Source organism: Enterococcus ureasiticus, assembly GCF_001730285.1.
Lineage (GTDB): Bacteria > Bacillota > Bacilli > Lactobacillales > Enterococcaceae > Enterococcus_L > Enterococcus_L ureasiticus.
In genome coordinates this window covers 47,098-58,388 of the sequence record NZ_MIJZ01000018.1, presented here as the reverse complement: position 1 = coordinate 58,388, position 11,291 = coordinate 47,098, and the positions used below count along the sequence as shown (strand labels likewise).

Here is an 11,291-nt window from a genome sequence, read left to right as displayed (position 1 = left end):
TACATCAGTGCCTTGCGACAAGATATAATATACCAAGATTATGGGCTTAGGTCAACTAAAATTTGTACTTTTTTTAAAGTTTTTTTCGTTCCCGATTATTTTATTACTTTTGTTCTTTATTGTTCGTTTTTTTCTATTTAAACAGCAGAATTCGATGGTTTTTCATGATGCTTTTCTGGAAAATAAAAAAGAGGGATTATCAAAAAATAATCTCCTCTTTCACTTTTTATCTCATGGTTGGGAATAATAGGACATCGCGAATTGATTGAGCGTCCGTTAAGAGCATAACCAAACGGTCAATCCCAATTCCTAATCCGCCGGTTGGTGGCAAACCATACTCTAACGCTTCAATAAAGTCTTCATCTACACCGTGAGCTTCATCATTTCCTTGTTCACGTTCTTTTTCTTGATCTTCAAAACGTTCACGTTGGTCAATCGGGTCATTTAACTCAGTAAATGCGTTAGCAAATTCTTTTCCTACTATAAATAGTTCAAAACGATCGGTAAAGCGACCATCTTCTGGATTTTTCTTCGCTAAAGGAGATACTTCTACTGGATGTCCATAGACAAATGTTGGTTGTTGAAGCGTCTCTTCGACAAAGGTTTCAAAGAATTCATTTAAAATATGACCCACTGCCATATTATTATTGATTTCTACATTATGTTCTTTCGCCAAAGCACGAGCTTCTTCAACAGTCATTTCCTGCCAAAAATCCACACCTGTTTGTTCTTTGATTGCATCTACCATGTGCACGCGTTTAAACTCAGAACCTAGGTCAACTTCTTTTTCATCATAAGTGATAGTCGTTGTACCTAAGACTTTTTCTGCAGCATTGCGGATGATTCCTTCAGTTAGATCCATCACATCTTTATAATCTGTATATGCAGTATACGCTTCTAACATAGTAAATTCAGGGTTATGTGTTGTATCGATCCCTTCATTACGGAATACTCGTCCGATCTCATAGACTTTCTCCATACCACCGACAATCAAACGTTTCAAATGCAGCTCTAAAGCAATTCGTAAATATAAGTCCATATCTAATGCATTATGATGCGTGATAAACGGGCGTGCAGCTGCACCACCAGCATCATTATGCAAAACGGGTGTTTCTACTTCTACATAGCCGTTACTATCAAGGTAACGACGAATTTCACTAATGATTTGGCTGCGTTTCATGAAACGATCAAAACTGTCTTTATTGCTGATCAAATCTAAATAGCGTTGACGGTAACGTTGTTCGATATTCGTTAAACCGTGGTATTTATCTGGTAATGGGCGTAATGCTTTCGTTAATAACACGATTGTTTTTGCTTTAACAGTTACTTCACCTGTATCTGTTTTCATGATTTGTCCAGTCACACCAAAGAAATCACCTAAATCTGCGTGTTTAAAAATTTCGTATGCTTCATCGCCTACTTGGTCTTTACGTACATAAAGTTGAATTTGGCCATCACGATCTTGCAAATGAGCAAATCCAGCTTTTCCTTTGCCTCGTTTTGTCATCATTCGACCAGCGACGCTTGCTGATAAATCCATGTCATTCAATTCTTCTTTTGAGTATTGATCAAATTGGTCATGTAATTCTTTTGAATTATGTGTTCGGTCAAAACGCTTCCCGAAAGGATCGATCCCTTCTTCACGTAAATTTTCCATTTTTTCACGACGCACAAGCATTTGATCATTTAGATCTTCTATGTGCGCTTGTTGTTCATCTGCCACTGTATTTCCTCCATTCTGAAATCACATACCCCTATAATGCCACATTGAAACAAAAAAAAGCAAGCCGAATTTTTGTTTCAGCCTGCTTTTTTTATTAGATTGTTTCGATTGTTTCTTTTTCTGCATGTTTTTCTGCTTTTTCTTCGAATGCATCCAGCAAATCAATCATCACTTGCTGGGTCTCCGCTTGATTGATAGCTACTTTTACTTTAGCAGCACGTGGAATTCCTTTTAGATAGTATGAAGCATGTTGGCGAAATTCTCTCGTCGCGATTTTTTCGCCTTTTAAATCGACTAAACGTTGCAAATGAACTTTAGCTGTTTCGATTTTTTCATGAGGGGTTGGTTCAGGTATCAGTTCTCCTGTTTCTAGATACTGTTTGGTTCGTTGGATCATCCACGGATTTCCCAACGCAGCTCTACCGATCATCACACCATCAGCCCCTACATAATCCAGCATGCGTTTTGCATCTTCTGGTGTACGAACATCTCCATTTCCCATGAAAGGGATGGTCAGATGCTGTTTCACTTCTTTTAAAACATCCCAATTCGCTTGACCTTCATACATTTGAACTCTCGTACGACCATGCATAGCGATGGCAGATGCTCCTGCTTTTTCAGCTGCCAATGCATTTTCAACTGCGAACAGGTGGTCTTCGTCCCAACCAGTTCGCATTTTAACCGTGACTGGTAAATCTATAGCAGAGGAAACAGCATTTACCATCTCAAATACTTTATTCGGATCTAAAAGCCATTTTGCCCCTGCTTCTGCTTTGATGACTTTATTTACCGGACAGCCCATATTGATATCGATGATTGCAGCTTGGGTATTTTCTTCTACAAATTTCGCAGCTTCAACTAAATTTTCTTTATCACCACCGAAAATTTGCACACTTAGCGGATATTCTCGCTCATCTATATGAAGCATATCTAAGGTTTTTTTATTTCTTTGCTGGATTCCTTTATCACTGATCATTTCACAGACAACAAGTCCCGCACCAAACTCTTTAACAGTCACACGAAATGCAGCGTTACTAATACCAGCCATCGGTGCTACTACAACGCGATTCGGAATTTCAACATTCCCTATTTTCCACATAGCGCTTCTCTCCTACTTTTCACGGGTATTTTTGATTGCTTCATCGCGTAGTTCAATTAAATCCTCTTCACTATAATGATATTTGTTACCACAGAATTGGCAAACTGCTTCTGCACCATGATCTTCTTCAATCATTGCGTTGATTTCATCTAAGCCAACTGCAATGATTGCTGTACCAAATTTTTCTTTTGAGCAGTTACATTTAAATTGAACAGGCATTTTTTCCAGGATTTCAATTTCGTCTTTACCAAGCAGACGTTCTAAAATCCCTTCAGGTGATTCGCCTTCATCAATCAAACGGGAAATCATCGGTACTTCTTGCAAGCGTTGTTCAATAAAATCAATTGTTTTTTCATCTGCTCCTGGCATCACTTGGATCATAAATCCGCCAGCCGCTTTGACACTTTCATCTGTATCAACTAAAACACTCAAGCCGATTGCTGACGGGATTTGCTCTGAGACCGCCATGAAGTAAGTAAAATCTTCACCAATTTCACCAGAAACAATCGGAGTTTGTCCTGAAAAAGTTTCTTTCAAACCTAAATCTTTGATTACAGTGAAAATTCCTTCTGTTCCAACTGCGCCGCGAACATCGATTTTACCACTTTCATTCAGAGTTAAGCTAACGTGCGGATTCTTTATGTAGCCTTTTGTATTACCGCTTCCGTCACTATCAACAACAATGCTTCCTGCTGGTCCATTTCCTTGAACTTTCACAGTTAATTTATCTTCGCCTTTTAATGTTGCGCCAAGTAGTAAAGCGCCCACCATTGTTCTGCCTAATGCAGCCGTTGACGAACTCCATGTATCATGGCGTTTTTGTGCTTCTGAAATTGTATTTGTTGCGCAAACCGCATATGCGCGAATCGATCCTTCATAACATAATGCCTTTACTAAGTAATCTTCCATTTTTATTTCCCTCTTCTCGATTGGTACATTTTCTGACTCATTACCAGATAATACTAGGAATTAGCCATTTTTTCAACTAAATAATTTTAACTTATAGAAAAGAGCACCCCATAAAAGGGATGCTCTACATGTTTTATTTGTAACGATCATCAAAATTATTACGGTCATATTCAGAATCATTTTTAGTCTCATCATCAGATTTAACTTCTGATTGGACTTTTTCTTCTGTTTTTTCGCTGTCCGCTTTTAATTCTTCCGCTTCGTCATTTAATTCTTGTTTCGCTTCTTCAAAATCTTGTTTTTCTTCGGCTTGTCTTTGTGCATCTTTTTCTTCTAATGCACGTTTTGCTTCTTCAAACGTCTGTGCTTTTTCACTAGGGAATTGGCTATCGATAACGTCTTGAGGCATAACACCTTCTTCAAACAATGATTTGATACTGCGAGCATCTAATGTTTCATACTCTAATAGTTTTTCAGCGATTAGTTTGTGCTGCGCACGATGTGCTTCGATAATTTCACGCGCTTTATCGTGAGCTTCCATCAAGATACGACGTACTTCTTGATCGATTTCATATGCAACTTGCTCAGAATATGCTTTTGTTTGACCATAATCACGGCCAACGAAGACTTGGTGGTTTCCTTCATATTGAACTGGACCTAATTTGTCGCTCATCCCATATTCAGTTACCATACTACGGGCAATGCCTGTCGCTTGTTCAAAGTCATTAGATGCACCTGTTGATTGAACACCGAAAATAATTTCTTCCGCTGTACGTCCACCAAGTAAACCAACGATTTGTTCAAACATGTCTTCTTTAGTCATTAAGAATTGATCTTCTTTTGGTAAAGCAATCATGTAACCGCCAGCGCGTCCACGAGGAATGATCGTTACTTTGTGAACGATACGGGCACGACTTAATACTAAACCAACGATTGTATGCCCAGCTTCATGGTACGCAACCATTTCGCGTTCTTTTTTATTAATTACGCGATCTTTCTTCGCTGGTCCTGCAATTACGCGATCTTCTGCTTCATCCACGTCAGATGCGTCAATTTTCTTCTTATTACGACGAGCTGCTACTAAAGCCGCTTCGTTTAAGACGTTCTCTAAATCTGCACCAGCAAAACCTGGTGTTTGTTGTGCCACGACTTTCAAATCAACGTCATCAGCCAATGGTTTGTTACGAGCATGAACTTTAAGAATTGCTTCACGGCCTTTCACATCCGGACGGCCAACTAAAATTTGACGGTCAAAACGACCTGGACGTAATAACGCTGGGTCTAACACGTCTGAACGGTTTGTTGCAGCTACGACGATAACACCTTCGTTGCCATCAAATCCATCCATTTCAACAAGTAATTGGTTTAGGGTTTGTTCACGTTCATCGTGTCCGCCACCCATACCAGCACCACGTTGACGACCAACTGCATCGATTTCATCGATGAAGATGATTGCTGGTGCATTTTTCTTCGCCGTTTCAAATAGATCACGGACACGGCTTGCACCGACACCGACAAACATTTCAACGAAGTCTGAACCTGAGATAGAGTAGAAAGGTACGCCTGCTTCACCGGCAACGGCTTTAGCAAGTAAGGTTTTACCAGTTCCGGGAGGCCCTTCTAAAAGAACACCTGCTGGAATACGAGCACCTAATTCGACGAAACGTCGAGGATCTTTTAAGAATTCGACTACTTCGACTAATTCTTGTTTTTCTTCTTCGGCTCCGGCTACATCAGAGAAGCGTACGCGGTTCGCTTTTTTGTCTGCTTCTTTGGCTTTAGATTTACCAAAATTCATGACACGGCCGCCGCCACCTCCACCGCCGCCTTGTTGTCCCATCATCATATAGAATAAGAAGATGAACAATACGATCGGTAAGAAACTAAATAAGATAGAAAGCCAAGCACCACTTGATGATTGTTCTTTCACAGAAAGTTTCACATTATTTTCTTGGGCCATATCTTGAATGCCAGATAATGTGATATCACTTGGCAAAACAATCGTGGTGAATGATTTTGTAGAAACTTCTGTTGATCCCCACAATGAAAGACCGCCAGTGTTTTTGATTTCTTGTTTTTCTTTGTACTGACCTGTGATCTTGTACACACCATTAGTTGGTTGGATCGTCAGTTCTTTCACTTTACCTTCTTCTAACTGGGTACTGAAGGTTGAGTATTCGATATCTGGTGACTGGGGATTGTTATTTCCAAAAATGAAATAAACAACCATGACCATCGCCAAAATCAGCAATACATAATATAGGCCATTTTTCATGCCGCTATTCTTTTTATTCATGCCTGTCCTCCTTTGACTACTGCGCGTAATTTAATTTTACGGTTTATTTTTTATCAATTCTGACCATTACATTGTAACATAACTAAATCTAAGAGAGATATTAATTTGATTCGTAGATTTCAGGTTTCAAAACGCCTACGTAAGGTAGATTTCGGTAAGCTTCTGCATAATCCAAACCATAACCTACAACAAATTCATTAGGTACATCAAAGCCAACATAGTCTGCGACGATATCAACCACACGTCCTTCTGGTTTATCCAACAACGTGACAATCTTCACAGATGCGGCTTTTCTGTATTTAAAAAGATCAACTAGATAGGCTAATGTGCGCCCGCTGTCGATAATATCTTCTACGATCAGGATATCACGTCCTTCAACATTTGTATCAAGATCCTTGATGATTTTCACTTCACCAGAAGATACGGTTGCATTTCCATAGCTAGATACGGCCATAAAATCCATTTCTAAATGAGTATCGATGCAACGTGTGATATCAGCCATGAAAGGTATTGCACCTTTTAAAATACCGATTACTAAAGGATTTTTATCCTTGTAATCTTCTGTTAGTTGTTTGCCAAGTTCAGTTGATTTTTCAAGAATTTGCTCTTTCGTGATCAAAACTTGTTTAATATCATTCTCTAACATATTGCTTCCTTCTCCTTTGAGGTCTGTAGTTATTATTTTATGTTATTTTGCTTCTTTGAATAAAAATAATTTTTAGGTGTTACTCTTTTATTTTATAAAGGAGCCTGTAGAGTATTTTATCAGTTTCTTTAGGAATACTCAAATATGAATTTGCAAATTTCGGAACCCAAATAATCTTATCGTCAGCAGAAAGAATAACCCAGGCTCGTTCTCTGATTAAATTGGGGATTTTTTGGTCAATAAAAAGTCGATTTAATCTTTTGGTTAGATTTGGTGTTAACGAAATTCTGTCTCCATCTTTCCGATGACGGATCGTTAACGGTAATAACGTTTGTTCGCTTATAAGCAAAGAAAATTCTGACCAATCTTTTATTTTTTCAGGAGGGACGAGTTTTCTTTCTGACGTTTCTATCCCTAACCATTCATTTTCTGAAAGAAAGATATGGTCATTACTATTTAAATGAAACAATTGCTTTTCATGAGCTAATTCGTTTTTTTGGAGGCGAAACGTGTTATATTCTTTCACAACTTGCCAACCTTGTTCAAAATCCATGGACAATTGAGGCGCTGGTTGATCCAGTAAAAACAAAAGTTGCTCAATCTGCATTCGACTGATTGTCACACCAATAGGTACAATCGTACGTTGAAACAGGGTCACTAAGAAAAAGGTCTGTACACTTCTTTTTTCTTGCTTCAACTCAGATAGTTGGACTAACCAGCCTTCTGTTGTTTCAATCACCCACTTGTTGTACTTCGGTTCTATAACGAACTGAATAATTTCGTCAGCTAACGTGATTTGCTCACTAAAATCTGCCATATGCTGCAAAAATCTTGGGTTCTCTTTTTTTAAGAGCGGAACAACTTGATGCCTGAAACGATTGCGCATATATGTATTACTCTGATTTGAGCTATCTTCAAAATACACAATTGCTGACTCTTTAGCGAACTGTTCTAATCGTTCTTTGGAAAAAATTAAGAAAGGACGAATCAGCTCACCGTTCCCAAATGACTGTTTTGCTCTAATTCCTACTAAATTTGGTAGAGCACTTCCTCTTGTCAACTTCATTAAAATCGTCTCAGCTTGGTCATCGCTGTGGTGTGCCGTCAAAAGTAAAGAGATTTCTTCTTGTTCCATAATTTCAGCAAAAAAATCATAGCGGAACTTACGAGCACGAGCTTCTGTATCTTTTGTTTTGTCTAATTCTTCCCAGGTTTTACTATAGTATGGAATTTCTTTTTTTAGACAATAGCTTTTTAGATAGTCTGCTTCCGCCTTTGATTCCATACGTAACTGGTGATCGATATGAGCTACTGCCAGCTCCAAGTGGTCTTTTTGGGCAGCAATTTGCATCAATTCCAACAAAACCATTGAATCGACTCCACCTGAAACTGCCAATAAAATTTTTTGGTTTGACTGCCAATATTCATTTCTTTTACAATGATCATAAAATTCTTGAAACATCTACTCACCTCTTTGTTCCATAGTTTATAGACTTATCAAAAAAATGCCAAAAACATAAAAGCCGAGCTTTCGCTCAGCTTCAATTATTTATTGGTTAGTTACGGCGTCCGCCGCGCCCGCCACGTTTACCTTCTGTATTACGTTTCAATGAAGTTAAACGATCATCACTATCTTTTAAAAATGAGGTCATTAATGAATCAAAATCTTGACTTGAATTCATAGGTTGCGCTCTTGTAAATTGTTTTTTAGGTGCTGGACGTGCTGCTCCACGGTCACGACTTGCTTGATTTCCATTGTTCTCACGACGTTGATATTCACGTTTTGGTTCTGCTGCTTGTTCTTGTGCTTTACGAATAGACAAGCCTACTTTACCATCATCACCGACTGAGGTAACTTTTACCGTCACTTCATCCCCTACGGTCAATACATCATGAATATCTTTTACAAACCCATTTGATACTTCACTAATGTGAACCAACCCTGTTTTTCCTTCACCTAGATCGATGAAGGCACCAAAATTCGTGATGCCAGACACTTTTCCTGGCAACTTCGCTCCTACTTCAATTGACATAAAAAAAATGTTCCTCCTATTATTTACCCTATTATATCTGCAGTTATTCGCCTGATTGTTTTTCAGATGAATGAGACTGTGATTGACTATCTGATGATTTTTGTTCATTACTAGAGCTAGTCGTTCCGCCTAACTCTGGAATGTTGTAGATTTGTTCGCCTTCTTTAGAAACATAATAACGGCTGCGGGCCAACTTCGCCACGTAATCGTCATCTCTTAAAAGAGCAACATCTTGTTCTAAACGATTTAACTTCTTATCTGCTTCTGCCGACTCAGCTACAGCTTCAGCTTGCTGTGTTTTAAAAGCACTCAGTTGCTGATAGTCTTTCACTAGCTGGATACCTGAAACGATAAAAATCACAAACGCTACGAGAAAAACAACTGCCAGACGGCGGCGCCTGAAAATCAACTGCTTTTGCTGTTTTTGAAATTCGGCATACTGTTCTTTTGTATACTCATTATCTAATGCAGCAACTTTGTCCATGTCTTTTTTCTTTTTTCCCATGTCTTACGCTCCACTCGTTTTTGGTTTGTCTGTCTTATTATACCAACATCTAAGAAGCTTGTCTAATCTAAATTATCACTATTTTCGACTCTTTTCTCTGAAACAATCTGATACATCTTTTCTGCATCTTCTTTTTTCGTTGAATCACGAAGTTCAAGCACTTCGATTTCTAAGATTTTATTACCAAATTGGATCTTCACTTGGTCACCGATTTTTACGTTACTTGATGATTTTGCCAAGATACCATTGATTTGAATCCGACCTTTATCTGCAACTTCTTTGGCTACAGGTCTTCTTTTAATAATACGTGAAACTTTTAAAAATTTGTCTAAACGCATAAACCTTACCTCTTCATTCTTAGTATTTTCGCTCCAAACGGTAATGTCAGCCATTCCCGAATTGTAAATAACTTTATTTTAATAATAATAATAATAAATGTTGCCCCGCCAATTAAAACACCTATTATTGCAATGATCAACGCTTGTCCACGATGCTCGATAGTTCCTAATAAAATTGCAATACCGCCTTGATAACAGAGTAACACAAATCCCATCGTTCCTAAACTAATCGTTAATTTTCTAAAGAAATGATTTTCTACAACAAAACGATTGATCTCTTTTTTTGAAAAAAGTATCAGTAAAAATAAGGTGGCCACTAAGCCTGCGATTGTTGAAACACTTGCACCCATTGTTCCAAAAGTATAGGTCAAAGAGCTTGTTAAGAACAGCTTGACCAACAAACCGATCCCAGCCGAAAATATCGACGTGAAAAATTGATTCCGGCTTTGTAAAATACTCTGGTAGGCTTGAATTACTGCCATAAAGGCAATCGAACAAACGTATACACCTAGAACACCATTCCCCTTATAATCTTTAAATAAAGCAAAGTTTATATACGGCAATAACAGTGTTAGACCTATCGAAGCGGCTGCGGCAATGGTTGTTGTCAAGCGTAAAAATATTTTAGCCGCTTGCAAGAACCGCCCCTTTTCTTGGCTCATGAAATATTTTGTCAGCGCTGGTAAAAAACTTGAACTTAACGCTAACGCAACAACTAAGCCTAATTGAACGAGAGGCTGACCGCGATCATAGACCCCTTTATCGATTTTAGCTGCAGAATCACTAATTCCTGATGCAACCAAGGAATTTTTAACCAGAAAAGAATCAATTAATTGAAAGAAAATCAGAAAAGCACTATATAAAGATACGATCCCACCTTCTACCATTAAACGTCCAAATAACTTTCTGGAACCTTTTTCAACTTTCCATTGCGTCAGATAAGCTGAACTTCCTACACGAATTTTCCGATCGTAATACCAAAGAATCCCTGCAGCAACAAGACCACCTAACAAAGCCCCGCCCATTGCAATCGTCCCTGTCTGATAAACAGACCAGCCAAAGCGGCTAAAAGAGTAGGCTGCAACCAAAATCACACCCACTCGAACAATTTGCTCCATCACTTGAGAAACGGCACTTGGAACCATCAATAGGTGTCCTTGAAAATTCCCTCTGTAAAATGACAAGATCGGCACTAACAAGAATGTAAAAGAAACAACTTGAATCAAAGAGGCTAATCGATAATCTCCCATCATAAAGGCAATTTCATGACTCCCCAAAAAGAAAAACGCCCAACATAAAACAGCAATCATAAAGACAAAGGGAAAGAGTTTTTGCAAAACTTTTTTCTGTTCACTAATGTCTGATTGTTCTGCTACGACTTTCGAAATAAACTGAGGCAGCCCCGACAATCCTAAGGTCATGGCAATACCATAAATTGGATAAACCTGTTGGTAAACATAGAACCCTTCATCACCAACTAAGTTTTGAAAAGGCACCCGGTAAACCGCACTCAGCACTTTGGCAATAAACGATGCAATGGTTAGAATAGCTGCACCTTGCATCATTGACCGCATTTCCTTGTGTGCCATTCGTTGACCTCCTATTTTAAAAGCTGAATGAGCTCGTTCAGCTCTGACAGAAAAATAAGAAAATAGGACTGAGGTGCTCTTTACCTCATTCATATTTTATCTTTTTTCCGAAGAGCTAGCTCGTGAAGCTAGATAAGTTTAAAAGCGTAACGA

At 38.5% G+C, this 11,291-nt stretch carries 10 protein-coding genes; all 10 read right to left on the bottom strand.

Going from position 1 to position 11,291, the window contains the following annotated elements:
• Positions 1–226: 226 nt before the first annotated feature.
• The 10 genes from lysS to BCR21_RS16410 all read right to left on the bottom strand — a co-directional run bounded on the left by lysS (position 227) and on the right by BCR21_RS16410 (position 11,138).
• Positions 227–1,723 (bottom strand): lysine--tRNA ligase, encoded by a 1,497-nt coding sequence (lysS, locus tag BCR21_RS16455; RefSeq protein ID WP_069647555.1) that lies wholly within the window; start codon positions 1,721–1,723, stop codon positions 227–229.
• 94 nt (positions 1,724–1,817) lie between these two features.
• Positions 1,818–2,822, bottom strand: coding sequence for a tRNA dihydrouridine synthase DusB (gene dusB / locus BCR21_RS16450; RefSeq protein WP_069647554.1), 1,005 nt, complete (start codon positions 2,820–2,822; stop codon positions 1,818–1,820).
• 12 nt (positions 2,823–2,834) lie between these two features.
• Entirely contained in the window at positions 2,835–3,731 is an 897-nt protein-coding gene (gene hslO / locus BCR21_RS16445) for an Hsp33 family molecular chaperone HslO (protein WP_069647553.1), read from the bottom strand.
• 133 nt (positions 3,732–3,864) lie between these two features.
• Positions 3,865–6,027: an ATP-dependent zinc metalloprotease FtsH gene (gene ftsH / locus BCR21_RS16440; RefSeq protein ID WP_069647552.1), complete on the bottom strand. Its 2,163-nt coding sequence runs from the start codon at positions 6,025–6,027 to the stop codon at positions 3,865–3,867.
• 100 nt (positions 6,028–6,127) lie between these two features.
• A complete protein-coding gene (gene hpt / locus BCR21_RS16435) occupies positions 6,128–6,673 on the bottom strand; it encodes a hypoxanthine phosphoribosyltransferase (RefSeq protein WP_069647551.1) in 546 nt (181 codons plus the stop codon).
• A gap of 79 nt (positions 6,674–6,752) precedes the next feature.
• Complete coding sequence (gene tilS, locus BCR21_RS16430; RefSeq protein WP_069647550.1) at positions 6,753–8,135, bottom strand: tRNA lysidine(34) synthetase TilS; 1,383 nt, start codon at positions 8,133–8,135, stop codon at positions 6,753–6,755.
• Positions 8,136–8,229: 94 nt separating this feature from the next.
• Positions 8,230–8,706, bottom strand: a complete 477-nt coding sequence (locus tag BCR21_RS16425) for a S1 domain-containing RNA-binding protein (RefSeq protein WP_069647549.1) — start codon at positions 8,704–8,706, stop codon at positions 8,230–8,232.
• Between the two features lie 43 nt (positions 8,707–8,749).
• Positions 8,750–9,211 (bottom strand): FtsB family cell division protein, encoded by a 462-nt coding sequence (locus BCR21_RS16420; protein ID WP_069647548.1) that lies wholly within the window; start codon positions 9,209–9,211, stop codon positions 8,750–8,752.
• A 62-nt stretch (positions 9,212–9,273) separates the two neighbouring features.
• A complete protein-coding gene (locus tag BCR21_RS16415; RefSeq protein ID WP_069647547.1) occupies positions 9,274–9,549 on the bottom strand; it encodes an RNA-binding S4 domain-containing protein in 276 nt (91 codons plus the stop codon).
• 5 nt (positions 9,550–9,554) lie between these two features.
• On the bottom strand, positions 9,555–11,138 hold the full coding sequence (locus BCR21_RS16410; protein ID WP_069647546.1) for a putative polysaccharide biosynthesis protein: 1,584 nt from the start codon (positions 11,136–11,138) through the stop codon (positions 9,555–9,557).
• Positions 11,139–11,291: the final 153 nt, after the last annotated feature.

Coding starts and splice junctions, on each gene's coding strand:
- BCR21_RS16420 (WP_069647548.1), bottom strand. CDS start 9,211: ATGGGAAAAAAGAAAAAAGACATGGACAAAGTTGCTGCATTAGATAAT.
- BCR21_RS16425 (WP_069647549.1), bottom strand. CDS start 8,706: ATGTCAATTGAAGTAGGAGCGAAGTTGCCAGGAAAAGTGTCTGGCATC.
- tilS (WP_069647550.1), bottom strand. CDS start 8,135: ATGTTTCAAGAATTTTATGATCATTGTAAAAGAAATGAATATTGGCAG.
- BCR21_RS16410 (WP_069647546.1), bottom strand. CDS start 11,138: ATGGCACACAAGGAAATGCGGTCAATGATGCAAGGTGCAGCTATTCTA.
- BCR21_RS16415 (WP_069647547.1), bottom strand. CDS start 9,549: ATGCGTTTAGACAAATTTTTAAAAGTTTCACGTATTATTAAAAGAAGA.
- dusB (WP_069647554.1), bottom strand. CDS start 2,822: ATGTGGAAAATAGGGAATGTTGAAATTCCGAATCGCGTTGTAGTAGCA.
- hslO (WP_069647553.1), bottom strand. CDS start 3,731: ATGGAAGATTACTTAGTAAAGGCATTATGTTATGAAGGATCGATTCGC.
- ftsH (WP_069647552.1), bottom strand. CDS start 6,027: ATGAATAAAAAGAATAGCGGCATGAAAAATGGCCTATATTATGTATTG.
- hpt (WP_069647551.1), bottom strand. CDS start 6,673: ATGTTAGAGAATGATATTAAACAAGTTTTGATCACGAAAGAGCAAATT.